The organism is Pseudomonas sp. sp1636 (assembly GCF_030376615.1).
Taxonomy (GTDB): domain Bacteria; phylum Pseudomonadota; class Gammaproteobacteria; order Pseudomonadales; family Pseudomonadaceae; genus Aquipseudomonas.
The window spans coordinates 260971-277986 of record NZ_JARRAB010000004.1 but is presented as its reverse complement, the minus strand read 5'-3'; the positions used below and the strand labels follow the sequence as shown (position 1 = coordinate 277986).

Below are 17016 nucleotides of genomic sequence, written 5' to 3'. Positions count from 1 at the left end.
GACTAGCCCTGCGACAACAGTTGGCGCAGATCGATGAGCCCGGCATTGGCCCGCGAAATATAGTTGGCCATCACCAGCGAATGGTTGGCCAGCAGGCCATAGCCACTGCCATTGAGGATCATCGGGCTCCACAGGGTTTCCTGCGCCGCCTCCAGTTCGCGGATCACCTGGCGCAGGCTGACGGTGGCGTTCTTCTTCACCAGGACATCGGCGAAATCCACTTCGATGGCGCGCAACAGGTGCGCCAACGCCCAGGCCTGGCCACGGGCTTCGTAGAACACGTTGTCGATCTGCATCCACGGCGTCTCGTAAGTGCCCTCGTTGACGTGCACCACCTGACCTTCGACCACGTCTTGCAGATCGCTACCGGTGTTCAGGCGCACCTGGCCGACGCTGGCCGACAAACGCTGCGACAGCGAACCCAGACGAGTCGCCGCATCGCCCAGCCAGGCGCTAAGGTTGTCGGCACGGGTATAAAACTGCCCGCTCGACTGGCTCGGATCGCCCAACCGCGCCATATAGCGATCCAGTGATTTGATCGCTTCGCGGTACTCCGCCTCGGATGCCGGCAGCGCCCAGCTCTTGTTGTCGAAGTGGAAGCGCGGTTCGGCCTTGGCCAGATCCGGATCTTCGGTGGACTGCGACTGCGAACGGGTGAAGTCCTTGCGCATGGCGCGCGCCATGTCACGCACCTGCACCAGCACCCCAAATTCCCAGCTCGGCATATTGTCCAGCCACAGCCCCGGCGGAGCCAGGTCGTTGGACAGGTAACCGCCCGGTTTATCCAGCAAGGTGCTGGCGACATGCTTGAGGGTGACCGCCGTGGTGTAGCCATTGACCATCTGGTGCTGCGCGCGTTGCGCCGCAGTCTCGGCACGCTGCTGCACCGGGAATTGCTCCGGTTCCTGACTCCAGTACCAACCGACCACCAGCGCCAGCAACAGGTAGAGACCGAGCAAGCCGCCCACTGAGCGGCTGAGCCAGCCACCTCCGAGGTAGCTGCGCACGTCATCCACAGAGTCATCAACGCTGTCGCGCGCGCCTGCAGCGCGTTTTTTCCAGTCCAGCATGGCAATGTCCTTTATCTACGGCATTTGGCTGTTCGACCACAACCCAGGCAGCCTGTCTGACTTTGGCGTCCGTCGCGAGGGAAAGTCCGGTTTGAGGCAGTTTTTGCGCGCTTTTGAGAGGAATAGTCGCTCTATTTAACGAAAAAGTGCGCAGAAAATAACCAAACCGGCTTTTCCGCAGTAGGACAGTCCTAAGTCTGACAGGTTGCTTGATCCAAGGTTGCACAACAGCCTCGCACTATAAGTGAAGCGCAGGCCGATGCGCAGTGCCGGGTAACAAACTTGGCCGCGCCGAAACTCCTGATCCGCACGGCGGTCAATGTGACCGGAGGCTCACACCGAAAGATCGACGGTATTACTGGCCAAACCAGCGGTGATAGCATGAAGCCACTAAGGAAGATCGTTTACGCCGCCTTCAATTTGGAATCCGGGCCATGACCGAGCACGAAGACCCCAGCCGCGACCGCCTCAAGCAGCACTTTGCCCAGCGCGTGATCCATCAGGCGCGGCAAACCCTGGAAGTCTGGCAACGTCTGCAGCGCAACGAGTGGAACCAGCGCGGCATGCATGAACTGCGCGAGGCCACCCTGTTGCTGCAACGCTATGCCGAGCGTTTCGAGCAGGCCGAACACCTCCAACTGGCCCAGAGCATCGGCGCTTGCCTGCAAGCGACGGCGGACAATCGCGGGCGCCTCAACAGCGAGCTGATCAGCCAACTCAACCAGCTCATGCAACGCCTGTCGCGCACCGGGCTACGCCGCGGCGACCGCTTCGAACAAACCGTGCTGCCGCCGCTGCGCAAACCGGTGTACCTGGCCCTGCAGCACTTCGAACGGGCCGAGCGTCTGGCGCAGCAACTGGAATACTTCGGCATGGCCGCGCTACCGCTGGACAGCGCCAACGCCTTCCACTCGGCCATGCTCGAGCGCCACCCGGCGGCCATCCTCATGGAAGTGGACTTCTCCGGCCCCGGCGCCGGCCTGCAACTGGCCCACGCGGCACAGCAAGGCCTGGAAGAGAAAATCCCCCTGCTGTTCTACAGCCACCAGGACACCGACACGCCGACCCGCCTCGCCGCGGTACGCGCCGGCGGCCAGGAATTCTTCACCGGTACCCTGGATGCCTCCAGCCTGCTCGAGCGCATCGAAGTGCTGGCCCATGTGGCGCAGTACGAGCCCTATAGAGTGCTGATCGTCGACGACTCACGCGCCCAGGCCACCCACACCGAACGGGTGCTCAACAGCGCCGGGATCCTCACCCGCACGCTGACCGAGCCGATCCAGGCCATGAATGAACTGGCCGAATTCCAGCCCGACCTGATCATCCTCGACATGTACATGCCGGACTGCAACGGCACCGAACTGGCCAAGGTGATCCGCCACAACGACCGCTACGTCAGCGTGCCGATCATCTACCTGTCCGCCGAAGACGACCTCGACAAGCAGCTCGACGCCATGAGCGAAGGCGGCGACGATTTCCTCACCAAACCGATCAAGCCGCGCCACCTGATCGCCACCGTGCGCAACCGCGCCGCCCGCGCGCGCAACCTCAAGGCGCGCATGGTGCGCGACAGCCTGACCGGCCTGTACAACCACACCCACACCCTGCAACTACTCGAAGATGCCCTCTATCGCGCCCGGCGTGACCGGCAGCCGCTGAGTTTCGCCATGCTCGATATCGACTTCTTCAAGAAGGTCAACGACAACTACGGCCACCCCATGGGTGACCGGGTGATCAAGGGCCTGGCGCTGTTCCTCAAGCAGCGCCTGCGCAAGAGCGACCACATCGGCCGCTACGGCGGCGAAGAGTTCGCCGTGGTCATGCCCAACACCAGCGCCCAGGCCGCTCACCGGGTGCTCGACGAAATTCGCCAACGCTTCGCCGAGATCCACTACCCGGCGCAACCGCTGGATCTGTCCTGCACCTTCAGCGCTGGCGTCGCCCAGTTGCAGGGCGAAATGAACAGCCAGGCCCTGACCCAGCAGGCCGACGAGGCGCTCTACGTGGCCAAACACGGCGGGCGCAACCGGGTCGAGGTCTTCGGCGGCTAACCAGGCCTCGCGAGAAATCTGTGACGGCGCCCGCAGCGTCATAACCCTGTCATGAAAACGCAATAACTTCAGGGCCTGGGAAGCAGCGCCCAGACCTCGTCGGGCGCCGCCAGTAGCGTTCCGTCGCCGGTCGAGTCCTATGCGCCTGAAATCACTTACCAACCTCAACACCCTGCTGCTGGTCACCGTCTGCGTCGCCCTGGCAACCACCCTCTGGTGGTCGCAACGCGCCCTGGAGCGGCCTTACCTGCTGATGGAGCGCTACCTGAGCCTGTCCCAGCAGTTTCAGCGGGAAGCGGCGCACAATATCCTCGGCTACCTCGGCAGCGGCGATGCCCTGCGGCACAGCGCGGCCATCCAGGCCCTGGAAAATCTGACCCCCGCCCTGGCCGAGCTGCCGCCATCCCTGGCCGAGGAGCTGCGCCCCAGCCTAGCGGCGTTGCAGTCCTTCAGCGCCAACCAACTGCTCGCCGCCGGCAAGCTGGCCGGCGACCCCCAAGGCCTGCTGCTGCAAGCCGAACGCGAGATGGGCGGAGCCCTGGAACAACTCGCGCGCTACGCCGACAACGGCGACGCCAGCCAGGCCGGCGACTACCGCCGGCCATTGTTCGCCGCCGCCCTGCACCTGAGCCGCCTGGCCCATGCCCGCGACAAACTGGTCAGCAGCGGGCGCAGCGCACTGGCCGACGACGTCGAGCGCGAGCTGGCGGCGCTCGACCTGCAGGCCCGAGCCCTCAACGCTCTGCCGCTACTGGGCGTCGCCGCTGACAGCCACTCCGCCAGCGCGGCCTTTTCCGCCCTGCTCGGCCTGAGCGGGGATGACGACCGCGCCCCGGCAGAAGACCGCGGCATCGCCCTCAAACGCGACCTGGCCAGCCTGATCAGCCGCTACCCGAGCGAACTGCGGCGCACCCGCGGCCTGATCGAACAACGCGCCGCCCTGACCAACGCCACCCGCAACCAGGTCGATGGCGTGCAAGACGCCCTCGCCACCCTGGAACCGGCCGTGCGCGCCGAGCATGCGCGGATTCAGGGCGAGGTGCGCCTGCTGCAGGGCCTGATGATCGGCCTGATCCTGCTGATCGCCCTGACCATCGATACCATTCAGCGGCGCCTGAGCCGGGTGCTCAAGCACCTGGTGCCGGCCCTGTCGGCCTGGGCCCAGGGCGATTTCGCCGAGGACATCCGCCTGGCGTCGCGCACCCGCGAACTGGCCGATATCGAGGCATCGCTGAACCGCCTGCGTGCCTATCTGGTCGACCTGGTCGGCAGCATCCGCCTGCATGCCGAACAGGTTGCCGGCTCCAGTCGCACCCTGGCCGACCTCAGCGGCGGCCTGCATGCCGGTGCCGAACGCCAGGCCGGCGATACCGCGCAGATTCGCGACGCCCTCGGCGAACTGGAAGCGACCATCCAGCAAGTCGCCGGCGACGCCAGCCAGGCCGCCGACGCCAGCCGCGATGCCGACCGCGCCCTGGAGCAGGGCCAGCAAGTGATCGGCCAAAGTCTCAGCGGGCTGCATGCGCTGGTCGGCGAAGTGCAGGGTAACGCCCAGGCCATCGAACACCTGGCCGAGGAAACCGCGACCATCGGCAAGGTATTGACGGTGATCCGCGGCATCGCCGAGCAAACCAACCTGCTGGCCCTCAACGCCGCCATCGAAGCGGCCCGCGCCGGCGAGGCCGGCCGCGGCTTCGCCGTGGTCGCCGACGAGGTGCGCTCGCTGTCGCAGCGCACCAGCGGCGCCACCGCGCAAATCCAGGAACTGATCGGCCGCCTGCAACAGGCCGCCCAGCAATCCGTCAGCGCCATGCGCACCCAGGTCGAGCACGCCCAGGCCAGCGCCGGTCAGGCCGAGGCGGCCGATGGAGCCTTGGATGAAATCATCGCGGCGATTCGCACCATCGCCAGCATGGCCGGACGCATCGCCGACGCCACCGCCCAGCAGAGCGGCGCGGTCAGCGAGATTCGCGGCCACAGCGAACGCATCCACCGGCTCGGCGGCGACAACCTGGTGCGTATCGGCGCAGGTCGCCAACAAGGCGATCGCTTGTTGCAAGTGGGCGGTCAGCTGCACTCCGCGGTGCAGGCGTTTCGCCTATAGACGCCGGGCAAGGAGCAGGCGCGACCATCGGTCGCAGGATCGCCGTGCAAGCGCGCCAGCCGGCTTCTGCCCCGCCCGACAAGCCTGCTTACAGGCTGCTCCCTGCCGCTAGAGCGCAGCCTTGGTTATGATGCAGGTACTTCCGACCCGCGAGACCACCATGCGTCGTTTGCTCTGCCTGATCCTGCTGCTGCTTGCCCTGCCCGCTGGCGCGGGTCTGTTCGACAACCGTCCCGCCCCGGCAGCGCTGGGCGCGCCATTGAACAACAGCGCAGACTTCCTCCCCGTGCGCGAGGCGTTCCGCCTGAGCCTGATCGACAGTTCGACCGAGTCGATCAAACTGCGTTTCGTCGCCGCCGAGGGTTACTACCTCTACAGACACCGCTTCCAATTCAGCAGCGAACCCGCCGATGTCGGCCTGGGCACCGCGCAATTGCCGGCCGGCGAGGCGAAGTTCGACGAATACTTCGGCGATGTCGAGGTGTACCACGGCGTACTGGATGTCGAGTTGCCGCTGAATAACCCGGACAAGCGCCCGTTCAATCTCAACGTCAGCTACCAGGGCTGCGCCGACAAGGGCCTGTGTTACCCACCGGAAACCGAACAGCTGAAGATCGGCGGCGGCCTGCCTGCCCCCGGCGCCACCCCCGCCCCGCCGGACGCCACGGGCAGCAGCTGGAGCTGGGCCGACCTGGCGCTGTTCTTTCTCGCCGGACTGGGCCTGACCTTTACCCCCTGCGTCTTGCCGATGCTGCCGATCCTCTCCGGCGTGGTGCTGCGCGGCCAGGTTGGCGGGCTGCGCAGCTTCAGCCTGTCGTTGGCCTATGTGCTGCCGATGGCCGCCTGCTTCGCCGTGCTTGGCGCCCTGATGGGGGTGTTCGGTGCCGGCCTCAACCTGCAGGCGCGCCTGCAATCGGCGTGGATTCTGGTGCCCTTCGCCGCCTTCTTCGCGGTGTTCGCCCTGGCCATGTTCGGCGTCTACGAACTGCGCCTGCCGCGCCGTTTCAGCGAACCGCTCGATCGCCTGGCCGGCAAGACCCGCGGCGGCTCTTACGCTAACGCCGCCCTGCTCGGCGTACTCTCCAGCCTGCTGGTGTCGCCCTGCGTGTCGGCCCCCCTGGCCGGCGCCCTGCTGTATATCAGCGCCAGCGGCGATGCTTTGGGCGGCGGCTTGAAACTGTTCGCCCTGGGCCTGGGCATGGGTGCGCCGCTGGTGCTGTTCGCCACCGGTGGCGGCGCCCTGTTGCCAAAGTCGGGCACCTGGATGATTGGCGTGCGCAACGCCTTCGGCGTGCTGCTGCTGGCGGTGGCCGTGTGGTTGCTCGAACGGGTGCTGCCGGGTCAGCTGTCCCTGGCCTTGTGGGGCCTGCTCGCCGGCGGCGTGGCGCTGTTCCTCGGCGCCCTCGAACTCGGGCCGAAAACCCACAAACAGAAGCTCAGCCAATTGGCCGGCCTGGCACTGCTGGTCTATGCCCTGGCCGCCTGGACCGGCGCGCTGCAAGGCCAGGACGACCCCCTGCGGCCGCTCGGGCAGATGCCATTGGCCGGCAGCGCCAGCGAGCAACCGGAGAGCAACCGCTGGCAGACCATCAGCCGCCCGGCCGAACTGGACGCCGCCTTCGCCGCCGCGCAAGCCGCAGGCCAACCCCTGCTGCTCGACTGGTACGCCGACTGGTGCATCAGCTGCAAGGTGATCGAGCGCGAAGTGCTCAACGCCCCGCCAGTCGCCAGCCAACTGGGCGGCTATCGCCTGGTGCGCTTCGATATCACCGAGAGCAACAGCGCCCAGCGCGCCCTGCTCGATCGCTACCAACTGTTTGGCCCGCCAGCCATCCTGTTGTTCGATGCCAAGGGTAACGAATGGCAGGATCTGCGGGTGGTCGGTGAAATCGACGCGCCAGCCTTTGCCGCTCGCCTAAGCCAGGCCAGCGAACGCCGCTAACGCTCACAGTCAGATAAATAACGCAAACTACCGGCATCGTGCCGGCTATTGCCGGCAACTGGACAGCCTTGCGCCGTCTCCGGCATAGTCCGCCAGTGCCAACAACAAGGAACACCGGATCATGGCCACCTTACTGGTGCTGCACGGCCCCAATCTCAATTTGCTCGGCAGCCGCGAGCCGGGCGTCTATGGCGCCACCACCCTGGAGCAGATCAACCTCGACCTGGAGCGCCGCGCCCGCGAGGCCGGCCACCATCTGCTCTATCTGCAGAGCAATGCCGAGTACGAGCTGATCGAGCGCATTCACGCCGCAAAAGGCGAAGGTGTCGACTTTATCCTGATCAATCCCGCCGCTTTCACCCACACCAGCGTCGCATTACGTGACGCATTGCTGGCGGTGAGCATCCCATTCATCGAAGTGCACCTGTCCAACGTGCACAAACGCGAAGCTTTCCGCCATCACTCCTACTTTTCCGATGTTGCCGTAGGGGTGATCTGCGGCCTTGGCGCCAGCGGTTACCGGCTGGCCCTGGAGGCCGCACTCGAACAACTTGAACAGCCCTGACCTCACTGGGAGTTGAGCCACTATGGATATACGTAAAGTCAAGAAACTGATCGAACTGCTGGAAGAGTCCGGCATCGACGAGCTGGAGATTCGCGAAGGCGAAGAGTCCGTGCGCATCAGCCGTCACGGCAAGCAACCGGCCTACGCCCAGCCACCCGTGTACGCCCCACAGCCTGCACCGGCAGCGCCTGCCGCCCCCGTTGCAAGCGCCGAAACCGCCGCCCCGGCGGCCGCCAAGCTGAACGGCACCGTGGTGCGTTCGCCGATGGTCGGCACCTTCTTCCGCGCCGCCTCGCCGACCTCGGCCAACTTCGTTGAAGTGGGTTCGAGCGTGAAGAAAGGCGACATCCTGTGCATCGTCGAAGCCATGAAGATGATGAACCACATCGAGGCAGAGAGCAGCGGCACCATCGAATCCATCCTGGGCGAGAACGGCCAGCCGGTGGAATACGACCAGCCCCTGTTCACCATCGTTTGAACCGCGGAGAGCCTGCGATGTTGGAAAAAGTTCTGATCGCCAACCGCGGCGAGATCGCCCTGCGCGTCTTGCGCGCCTGCAAAGAGCTGGGCATCAAGACCGTCGCGGTGCACTCCACCGCCGACCGCGAGTTGATGCACCTGGGCCTGGCCGACGAATCGGTGTGCATCGGCCCGGCTTCCGGCGCCCTGTCCTACCTGAATATTCCGGCGATCATCAGCGCCGCCGAAGTCACCGGCGCCACCGCCATCCACCCCGGCTACGGCTTCCTCGCGGAAAACGCCGATTTTGCCGAGCAGGTGGAAAACTCCGGCTTCGCCTTTATCGGCCCAACCGCGGCAACCATTCGCCTGATGGGCGACAAGGTCTCGGCCAAGGACGCCATGAAGCGCGCCGGCGTGCCGGTGGTACCCGGCTCCGACGGCCCGCTGCCGGAAGACGAGGAAACCGCCCTGGCGATTGCCCGTGAAGTCGGCTACCCGGTGATCATCAAGGCCGCCGGCGGCGGCGGCGGTCGCGGCATGCGCGTGGTGTACAAGGAAGAAGACCTGATCAAATCGGCCAAGCTGACCCGCAGCGAAGCCGGTTCGGTGTTCGGCAACCCGATGGTCTATCTGGAGAAGTTCCTCGGCAACCCACGCCACGTGGAAGTCCAGGTTCTGTCCGACGGCCAGGGCCAAGCCATCCACCTGGGCGACCGCGACTGCTCGCTGCAGCGCCGCCACCAGAAGGTATTGGAAGAAGCGCCGGCGCCGTTCATCAACGAACAGTCGCGCGCCGAAGTGCTCAAGCGCTGCGTCGATGCCTGTATCGAGATCGGTTATCGCGGCGCCGGCACCTTCGAGTTCCTCTACGAGGACGGCCACTTCTACTTCATCGAGATGAACACCCGCGTGCAGGTCGAGCACCCGGTCTCGGAAATGGTCACCGGCATCGACATCGTCAAGGAGATGCTCAGCATCGCCGCCGGCAACAAGCTGTCGTTCACCCAGGACGACGTGGTGATCCGCGGCCACGCCCTGGAATGCCGGATCAACGCCGAAGACCCGGACAACTTCATGCCCTGCCCGGGCAAGGTCAAGCACTTCCATGCCCCCGGCGGCAATGGCGTGCGGGTCGACTCGCACCTGTACAGCGGCTACACCGTACCGCCGCACTACGACTCGCTGATCGGCAAGCTGATCACCTACGGCGCGACCCGCGACGAGGCCATGGCGCGCATGCGCAACGCCCTGGACGAGATCGTGGTCGACGGCATCAAGACCAACGTGCCGCTGCACCGCGACCTGGTGCGCGACAAGGGCTTCTGCAAGGGCGGCGTGAATATCCATTACCTGGAGAAGAAGCTGGGTATGGACAAGCACTAAGCCCAATGACCTGCTGCGCGTCGGCGATACTGCGTTAAAAACGGCCTCAGGCAGCCGCTTGCGGCTAACGCGCTTTAGCGCGGCCCGAAGGGCGAGCGGAGCGAGTAATGCTCATTTACAGACGTAAACTCCGCTTCCTCGGCCGTTTTGACCAGCCAAAGGCTGTTACTACGTAGCGCCTTGTCTCGCTCTAGCTCGCGAGGTCATGACTGAAATGCTAGACAAGGGCTGCCATTGGGCGGCCCTTGTCGCTTCTGACCCGCCCGGCGGTGGCAGGCAACCCCAGGCTTACAGTAAGCTGCGCGGCCAATTGCACCATCACGCCCCAGCGCTCACGAGGTTTCCCATGCCCTGGTTACAAGTCCGTCTCGCCATCGCCCCGGAGCAGGCAGAAACCTACGAAGACGCCCTGCTGGAAGTGGGCGCGGTGTCGGTGACCTTTATGGACGCCGAAGATCAACCGATTTTCGAGCCGGATCTGGGCACCACCCCGCTGTGGTCGCACACCCACCTGCTCGCCCTGTTCGAAGCCGACACCGCGGCCGAGGCGGTGTTTGCCCACCTGCAACTGCTGACTGGCGCCGAGCTACCGGAACATCAGGCCGAGGTGATCGCCGATCAGGACTGGGAACGCAGCTGGATGGATAACTTCCACCCCATGCGCTTCGGCCAACGCCTGTGGATAGTGCCCAGCTGGCATGCGGCACCTGAGCCGGACGCCGTCAACCTGCTGCTCGACCCGGGCCTGGCCTTCGGCACCGGCACCCACCCGACCACCGCGCTGTGCCTGGAATGGCTCGACAGCCAGGATCTGCGCCACTGCCAGGTGCTGGATTTCGGCTGCGGCTCGGGAATTTTGGCCATCGCCGCCCTGCTGCTGGGCGCCCCCCGGGCGGTCGGCACCGACATCGACCCGCAGGCCCTGGAAGCTTCGCGCGACAATGCCGGGCGCAACGGCATCGACCCTGCCCGTTTCCCGCTGTACCTGCCGGCCGACCTGCCGCCGCAACAGGCCGACGTGGTGGTCGCCAATATCCTCGCCGGGCCGCTGGTCGCCCTGGCCGCGCAGATCACCAGCCTGGTCAAGAGCGGCGGACGTCTGGCCCTGTCGGGCATACTCGCCGAGCAGGCCGAGGAAGTACGCGCGGCCTACAGCGAGGCCTTCGTGCTCGACCCGACCGCGGTGAAGGACGGCTGGGTACGCATCAGCGGCAGCCGCCGCCAAGACACGCCCCAAGAGTAGGCCCCAACCTGTAGGTTGGCGCGGCGCAACGAAGCCCGACAAAATCCGCAGGCGGGGCCGGGCACTGCCGCTTGTTCAGGCACTGCGTTAGACTAATCGCCCTGTCGTACCCGATTGCAGGCCACCGGATCGCCGCATGCCCGAAAGTTTCGTCACCCAGTGCCCCCATTGCCGCACCAGCTTTCGGGTCAATCTCGTGCAACTCGGCGCCGCTCGCGGCGCCGTGCGCTGCGGAGCCTGCCTGCACGTCTTCAATGCGGCGCAGCAACTGCTCGAGCACGGCCAACGCCTGCCTGACAGCACTCGCCTGCCGCCCCCGGCCGCCGCACCGATGCCCCAGGCCAAGCCCGCACCGACGCCCCCACAGAACCACGACGGCGACGGCACGCTATGGATTCATGACGATCTGGATCTCGACAGCCTCGACCTCGACGAAGAGCTGGCCAAGCTGGAAGCGCAGGAACATCAGCTGTCGCAGCAGTTCCGCGACCTGAGCCAAGCCTCTCGGCATACCGAGACCTTCCGCACAGCCAAGGACGCCGGGACGCCGGGGCATAACGAGGACTGGGCCGAAGCCCTGCTGCGCGAAGACGCCGCGCCCTCGAACAGTACCCCGCTCACCCCCGGCGACGCGCCCCAGCCCCTCAGCCGGCAGGACGCTACGCCGACAGCAGCGCCGCCCAGCACCGCCCAAGCGGAGCATGACCCTGCGCACAATGAACCGTCATTCAAACCGAGCGCACTGGACAAGGACAACCTGGAGCCCGAGCGGGACGAAGCGGGCTTGAGCGCCCAGCGCCATGATCCCCGCCTCGACCAGGACATCGAGGCGGAGCCCCTCGACACCCCGGACGCCCGAACGCCACGCCAGCCCGATGGCAAACCAGCCCGTAGCGAGCCCGGCCTGCGCGACGAACACCTGTTCGAGCTGGACGACGAACCACTGCAGCTGGACTGGCAACCACCCCGCCAGCCCTGGGGCCGCCGGCTCGGCTGGGCGGCACTGAACCTGCTGGCCGCGACAGCCCTGATCGGCCAGCACATTCACTACAACTTCGACGAATTGGCCCGCCAGGATCAATACCGCCCCTGGTTCGAGCAGCTCTGCCCGGCACTTGGCTGCACCCTGCCGTCCAAGGTCGATATCGGCCAGATCAAAAGCAGCAACCTGGTGGTGCGCAGCCATCCAGAATTCAGCGGCGCCCTGGTAGTCGATGCGATCTTGTATAACCGAGCGCCTTTTTCCCAGCCATTCCCCTTGTTGGAAATGCGCTTTGCCGACATCAATGGTCGGCTACTGGCCAGCCGCCGCTTCAAACCCAGCGAGTACCTCGCCGGCGAACTGGCCGGACAGGCGGAAATGCCGCCACAGACGCCCATTCACGTGTCCCTGGACATCCTCGACCCGGGCACCCAGGCGGTGAACTACAGCCTGAGTTTCCACTCGCCGGAATAACCTGCACGCCTCGGCCTGGGGGCGATACGCGCACCAGCGAACCTTTGGCGACAAGCTTGTAGCTGTTCATAATTTGTTCAAAACGGCCTTTATCCGGTCATCCAGAGCGGGTATCATTCCCTCCCTTTTTCGCAGTCTCTTGGTCTCAACAGCACGTCTCTTGAGCAGGGAAGCCCCATGTCGGCGTTATGCATCGGCCCCTACACATTGCCCAACTCGCTGATTCTCGCGCCCATGGCCGGAGTCACCGACCGGCCGTTCCGCCAGCTCTGCCACCGCCTGGGTGCGGGCATGGTGGTCTCGGAAATGGTCACCAGCGATGTGCGCCTGTGGAACACCCGCAAGTCGAGCCTGCGCTTGATCCATCAGGACGATGCCGAGCCGCGCTCGGTGCAGATCGCCGGTGGCGACCCGCAGATGCTCGCCGAAGCCGCTCAGCGCAACGTCGAATTGGGCGCGCAGATCATTGACATCAACATGGGCTGCCCGGCCAAGAAGGTCTGTAACAAGGCGGCCGGCTCCGCCCTGCTGAAGGACGAGCCCCTGGTACGGCAGATTTTGCAGGCAGTGGTCGCCGCGGTGGATGTGCCGGTGACCCTGAAAATCCGCACCGGCTGGGATCGGCAGAACAAGAACGGCCTCGATGTGGCGAAAATTGCCGAACAGGCAGGGATAGTGGCGTTGGCCGTGCATGGCCGCACCCGCGCCGACCTCTACACCGGCGAGGCCGAATACGACAGCATCGCGGCGATCAAGCAGGCGGTGTCGATTCCGGTGCTGGCCAATGGCGACATCGACTCGCCGGAAAAGGCCAAGGCCGTGCTTGCCGCCACCGGCGCCGACGGCCTGCTGATCGGCCGCGCCGCCCAGGGCCGGCCGTGGATTTTCCGCGAGATCGAGCATTACCTGCGCACCGGGCAGCAGTTGGCGGCGCCGAGCCTGTTCGAGGTGGAAGGTATCCTGCTGGAGCATCTGGCCGAACTGCACCTGTTCTATGGCGAGGTGATGGGCGTGCGCATCGCCCGCAAGCATGTCGGCTGGTATCTCGCAACCCTGCCGGGCGCCAGGGAGTTTCGCGCCCGATTCAATCGCTTGGAAAGCACGGACGCGCAGTGCCGCAACGTTCGCGAGTTCTTCGGCGAACGGCATAATGATGGCGAGGGGGTGGCCGCATGACGATATTGACCGAGACTTTAGGAAGTGACATGGCTCCCGTGAGCGACAGCACAAGCTTGAAACAGCACCTCAATACGCTGAGCGAAGAAGGGCAAACCCTGCGCGGCAGCGTCGAGAAAGCCCTGCACAATTATTTTGCCCACCTCGAGGGCGCGGACGTCACTGACGTCTACAACCTGGTGCTCAGCGAAGTGGAAGCGCCACTGCTGGAAACCGTGATGAACTACGTCAAGGGCAACCAGACCAAGGCCTCCGAACTGCTCGGCCTGAATCGCGGCACCCTGCGCAAGAAACTCAAACAGTACGACCTGCTCTAAAGCTGCGCGCCAGGCAGACTGCCGCCCCGTGCAGCCTGACGTTCGCGGTTTACCGCCCAACCCGATTTTTTTATCACGCAACCGGATCCGATTGATGACCGACCAGACCACCCGCCTCCCCGTTCGCCGTGCCCTGATCAGCGTTTCCGACAAGACCGGCATCCTTGAATTCGCCCGCGAGCTCGTCGCCCTGAATGTGGAAATCCTCTCCACCGGCGGCACCTACAAGCTGCTCAAGGACAACGGCGTGGCCGCAGTGGAAGTCGCCGACTACACCGGTTTCCCGGAGATGATGGACGGCCGGGTGAAGACCCTGCACCCGAAGATCCACGGCGGCATCCTCGGCCGCCGCGCCCTCGATGGCGAGGTGATGGAACAGCACGGAATCAAGCCGATCGACCTGGTCGCGGTCAACCTCTACCCCTTCGAAGCCACCGTCGCCAAGCCTGATTGCGACCTGGCCGACGCCATCGAGAACATCGATATCGGCGGCCCGACCATGATCCGCTCCGCGGCGAAAAACCACAAAGACGTGGCCATCGTGGTCAGTGCCGGCGACTACGCCAGCATCCTGGAAAGCCTCAAGGCCGGCGGCCTGAGCTACGCCCAGCGCTTCGACCTGGCGCTCAAGGCCTTCGAGCACACCGCCGCCTACGACGGCATGATCGCCAACTACCTGGGCACCATCGACCAGTCGCGCGAGACCCTCTCCACCGAAGAGCGTGGCGCCTTCCCGCGCACCTTCAACAGCCAGTTCGTCAAGGCCCAGGAAATGCGTTACGGCGAAAACCCGCACCAGAGCGCGGCTTTCTACGTGGAGGCGAAGAAAGGCGAAGCCAGCATTTCCAGCGCCGTGCAACTGCAGGGCAAGGAACTGTCGTTCAACAACGTCGCCGACACCGACGCCGCGCTGGAGTGCGTGAAGAGCTTCGTCAAGCCAGCCTGCGTCATCGTCAAACACGCCAACCCCTGCGGCGTGGCCGTGGCCACCGACGCGGAAGGCGGCATCCGCCAGGCCTACGAGCTGGCCTACGCCACCGATACCGAGTCCGCCTTCGGCGGCATCATCGCCTTCAACCGCGAGCTGGACGGCGCCACCGCCCAAGCCATCGTCGAGCGTCAGTTCGTCGAAGTGATCATCGCGCCGAAGATCTCCCAGGCCGCCCGCGAGGTGGTTGCGGCGAAAGCCAACGTACGCCTGCTCGAATGCGGCGAATGGCCGGCCGAACGCAGTGCCGGCTGGGACTTCAAGCGGGTCAACGGCGGCCTGCTGGTACAGAGCCGCGACATCGGCATGATCAAGGCAGAAGACCTGCAAATCGTCACCCAGCGCGCGCCCAGCGAGCAGGAGATCCACGACCTGATCTTCGCCTGGAAAGTGGCCAAGTTCGTCAAGTCCAATGCCATCGTCTACGCCAAGAACCGCCAGACCGTCGGCGTCGGCGCCGGCCAGATGAGCCGGGTCAACTCGGCGCGGATCGCCGCGATCAAGGCCGAACACGCCGGCCTACAGGTAGCCGGCTCGGTGATGGCCAGCGACGCCTTTTTCCCGTTCCGCGACGGCCTGGATAATGCCGCTAAAGCCGGCATTACTGCGGTGATCCAGCCGGGTGGCTCGATGCGCGACGCGGAAGTGATCGCCGCCGCCGACGAAGCGAATATCGCCATGGTGTTTACCGGCATGCGCCACTTTAGGCATTAAAATCGGCCGCACTCGGACAGGCATCTGCGGCGTTGCCCGGCCCTTCCCCCATGCTCATTGCCAGAAGGCAACTGCGCTGGGTGAAGGGCCGGGCGCCTTGCATCTACCAGCCCGATCGCGACCTCGACATTCGTAGGGTGGATAGCGCTTTGCCTATCCACCAAACGGGCCGCAGGCCCGCCTCCTGAAGGAGAACCCCATGAACGTATTGATCATCGGCAGCGGCGGTCGCGAACACGCACTGGCCTGGAAAGTCGCCCAGGACCCGCGCGTCGAGAAGGTCTTCGTCGCCCCGGGCAACGCCGGCACCGCCACCGAAGCCAAGTGCGAGAACGTCGCCATCGACGTGCTGGCGCTGGAGCAACTGGCCGACTTCGCCGAAAACAACGTGCAACTGACCATAGTCGGCCCGGAGGCGCCGCTGGTGGCCGGCGTGGTCGATCTGTTCCGCTCGCGCCAACTGGACATCTTCGGCCCCAGCGCCGGCGCTGCCCAGCTGGAAGGCTCCAAGGCCTTCACCAAGGACTTCCTCGCCCGCCACAACATTCCGACAGCCGACTACCAGAACTTCAGCGAAGTCGAGCCGGCGCTGGCCTACCTGCAACAAGTCGGTGCGCCGATCGTGATCAAGGCCGACGGCCTGGCGGCCGGCAAGGGCGTGATTGTCGCCATGAGCCTGAGCGAGGCCGAAGACGCGGTGCGCGACATGCTCGCCGGCAATGCCTTCGGCGCAGCCGGTTCGCGGGTGGTGATCGAGGAGTTCCTCGACGGCGAGGAAGCCAGTTTTATCGTCATGGTCGACGGCAAGAACGTGCTGCCGATGGCCACTAGCCAGGACCACAAACGCGTCGGCGACGGCGACAGCGGCCCGAATACCGGCGGCATGGGCGCCTATTCGCCAGCGCCGGTGGTCACCGCCGCAGTGCATCAGCGGGTGATGGACGAGGTGATCTACCCCACCGTCAACGGCATGGCCAGCGAGGGCAACGTCTACACCGGTTTCCTCTACGCCGGCCTGATGATCGACAAAGCCGGCCAGCCGAAAGTCATCGAGTTCAACTGCCGCTTCGGCGACCCGGAGACCCAGCCGATCATGGTGCGCCTGGAGTCGTCGCTGGTGCTGCTGGTCGAGGCCGCCCTGGCCGCCGCCCTGGACAAGGTCGAGGCCCGCTGGGATCCGCGCCCGACCGTTGGCGTGGTATTGGCCGCCGGCGGCTACCCGGGCGACTATGCCAAGGGCGAGGTGATCGAGGGCCTGGCTGACGCCGCCGCCCTGGACGGCAAGGTGTTCCATGCCGGCACCGCCCTCAAGGACGGCCAGGTGGTCACCGCCGGCGGCCGGGTACTCTGCGCCACGGCCATTGGTGCCAGCGTTGCCGACGCCCAGCAGCAGGCCTATCGCCTGGCCGAGAAGATCCGCTGGAACGGCTGTTTCTACCGCCAGGACATCGGTTACCGCGCAATTGCCCGCGAACGTGGCGAGGCATAACGGCCGGCTGAATCCGACCAGACCGCACGGGCACGGCACGATCCACAAGCCAGGGG

General features: G+C 65.3%; 13 protein-coding genes. 12 read left to right on the top strand and 1 reads right to left on the bottom strand.

Annotated features, from left to right (window positions below; translation table 11 throughout):
• Positions 1 to 2: 2 nt before the first annotated feature.
• Complete coding sequence (locus tag P8H27_RS06320; protein WP_289635861.1) at positions 3 to 1070, bottom strand: DUF2333 family protein; 1068 nt, start codon at positions 1068 to 1070, stop codon at positions 3 to 5.
• Positions 1071 to 1504: 434 nt separating this feature from the next.
• Here P8H27_RS06320 and P8H27_RS06315 point away from each other — a divergent pair, with 434 nt between their 5' ends.
• From P8H27_RS06315 to purD, 12 genes are all read left to right on the top strand, one after another.
• Entirely contained in the window at positions 1505 to 3121 is a 1617-nt protein-coding gene (locus P8H27_RS06315; RefSeq protein ID WP_289635860.1) for a PleD family two-component system response regulator, read from the top strand.
• A 139-nt stretch (positions 3122 to 3260) separates the two neighbouring features.
• On the top strand, positions 3261 to 5225 hold the full coding sequence (locus P8H27_RS06310) for a methyl-accepting chemotaxis protein (RefSeq protein ID WP_289635859.1): 1965 nt from the start codon (positions 3261 to 3263) through the stop codon (positions 5223 to 5225).
• A 160-nt stretch (positions 5226 to 5385) separates the two neighbouring features.
• Positions 5386 to 7167, top strand: coding sequence for a protein-disulfide reductase DsbD (gene dsbD / locus P8H27_RS06305; RefSeq protein ID WP_289635881.1), 1782 nt, complete (start codon positions 5386 to 5388; stop codon positions 7165 to 7167).
• A 121-nt stretch (positions 7168 to 7288) separates the two neighbouring features.
• Positions 7289 to 7732 carry a type II 3-dehydroquinate dehydratase gene (gene aroQ / locus P8H27_RS06300; protein ID WP_090501648.1) on the top strand — a complete coding sequence of 148 codons (444 nt, stop codon included), beginning with the start codon at positions 7289 to 7291 and terminating at the stop codon, positions 7730 to 7732.
• Positions 7733 to 7754: 22 nt separating this feature from the next.
• On the top strand, positions 7755 to 8210 hold the full coding sequence (gene accB / locus P8H27_RS06295; RefSeq protein WP_289635858.1) for an acetyl-CoA carboxylase biotin carboxyl carrier protein: 456 nt from the start codon (positions 7755 to 7757) through the stop codon (positions 8208 to 8210).
• A gap of 17 nt (positions 8211 to 8227) precedes the next feature.
• Positions 8228 to 9577, top strand: a complete 1350-nt coding sequence (accC, locus tag P8H27_RS06290) for an acetyl-CoA carboxylase biotin carboxylase subunit (RefSeq protein WP_289635857.1) — start codon at positions 8228 to 8230, stop codon at positions 9575 to 9577.
• Positions 9578 to 9923: 346 nt separating this feature from the next.
• Positions 9924 to 10820 carry a 50S ribosomal protein L11 methyltransferase gene (gene prmA / locus P8H27_RS06285; RefSeq protein ID WP_289635856.1) on the top strand — a complete coding sequence of 299 codons (897 nt, stop codon included), beginning with the start codon at positions 9924 to 9926 and terminating at the stop codon, positions 10818 to 10820.
• 136 nt (positions 10821 to 10956) lie between these two features.
• The gene (locus P8H27_RS06280) at positions 10957 to 12276 is read left to right on the top strand and encodes a DUF3426 domain-containing protein (RefSeq protein WP_289635855.1); all 1320 of its coding nucleotides are present in this window, start codon (positions 10957 to 10959) and stop codon (positions 12274 to 12276) included.
• A gap of 177 nt (positions 12277 to 12453) precedes the next feature.
• The gene (gene dusB, locus P8H27_RS06275; protein ID WP_289635854.1) at positions 12454 to 13452 is read left to right on the top strand and encodes a tRNA dihydrouridine synthase DusB; all 999 of its coding nucleotides are present in this window, start codon (positions 12454 to 12456) and stop codon (positions 13450 to 13452) included.
• The gene (fis, locus tag P8H27_RS06270) at positions 13449 to 13769 is read left to right on the top strand and encodes a DNA-binding transcriptional regulator Fis (protein WP_289635853.1); all 321 of its coding nucleotides are present in this window, start codon (positions 13449 to 13451) and stop codon (positions 13767 to 13769) included. Before dusB ends, fis begins: the two co-directional genes overlap by 4 nt.
• Before the next feature lie 94 nt (positions 13770 to 13863).
• Positions 13864 to 15471 carry a bifunctional phosphoribosylaminoimidazolecarboxamide formyltransferase/IMP cyclohydrolase gene (gene purH / locus P8H27_RS06265; RefSeq protein WP_289635852.1) on the top strand — a complete coding sequence of 536 codons (1608 nt, stop codon included), beginning with the start codon at positions 13864 to 13866 and terminating at the stop codon, positions 15469 to 15471.
• A gap of 199 nt (positions 15472 to 15670) precedes the next feature.
• Positions 15671 to 16960 carry a phosphoribosylamine--glycine ligase gene (purD, locus tag P8H27_RS06260; RefSeq protein WP_289635851.1) on the top strand — a complete coding sequence of 430 codons (1290 nt, stop codon included), beginning with the start codon at positions 15671 to 15673 and terminating at the stop codon, positions 16958 to 16960.
• The last annotated feature ends 56 nt before the right edge of the window (positions 16961 to 17016 follow it).

Excerpts from the sequence above, each read along its gene's own strand:
- P8H27_RS06320 (WP_289635861.1), bottom strand. The coding sequence starts at position 1,070 with ATGCTGGACTGGAAAAAACGCGCTGCAGGCGCGCGCGACAGCGTTGAT.
- P8H27_RS06315 (WP_289635860.1), top strand. The coding sequence starts at position 1,505 with ATGACCGAGCACGAAGACCCCAGCCGCGACCGCCTCAAGCAGCACTTT.
- P8H27_RS06310 (WP_289635859.1), top strand. The coding sequence starts at position 3,261 with ATGCGCCTGAAATCACTTACCAACCTCAACACCCTGCTGCTGGTCACC.
- dsbD (WP_289635881.1), top strand. The coding sequence starts at position 5,386 with ATGCGTCGTTTGCTCTGCCTGATCCTGCTGCTGCTTGCCCTGCCCGCT.
- aroQ (WP_090501648.1), top strand. The coding sequence starts at position 7,289 with ATGGCCACCTTACTGGTGCTGCACGGCCCCAATCTCAATTTGCTCGGC.
- accB (WP_289635858.1), top strand. The coding sequence starts at position 7,755 with ATGGATATACGTAAAGTCAAGAAACTGATCGAACTGCTGGAAGAGTCC.
- accC (WP_289635857.1), top strand. The coding sequence starts at position 8,228 with ATGTTGGAAAAAGTTCTGATCGCCAACCGCGGCGAGATCGCCCTGCGC.
- prmA (WP_289635856.1), top strand. The coding sequence starts at position 9,924 with ATGCCCTGGTTACAAGTCCGTCTCGCCATCGCCCCGGAGCAGGCAGAA.
- P8H27_RS06280 (WP_289635855.1), top strand. The coding sequence starts at position 10,957 with ATGCCCGAAAGTTTCGTCACCCAGTGCCCCCATTGCCGCACCAGCTTT.
- dusB (WP_289635854.1), top strand. The coding sequence starts at position 12,454 with ATGTCGGCGTTATGCATCGGCCCCTACACATTGCCCAACTCGCTGATT.
- fis (WP_289635853.1), top strand. The coding sequence starts at position 13,449 with ATGACGATATTGACCGAGACTTTAGGAAGTGACATGGCTCCCGTGAGC.
- purH (WP_289635852.1), top strand. The coding sequence starts at position 13,864 with ATGACCGACCAGACCACCCGCCTCCCCGTTCGCCGTGCCCTGATCAGC.
- purD (WP_289635851.1), top strand. The coding sequence starts at position 15,671 with ATGAACGTATTGATCATCGGCAGCGGCGGTCGCGAACACGCACTGGCC.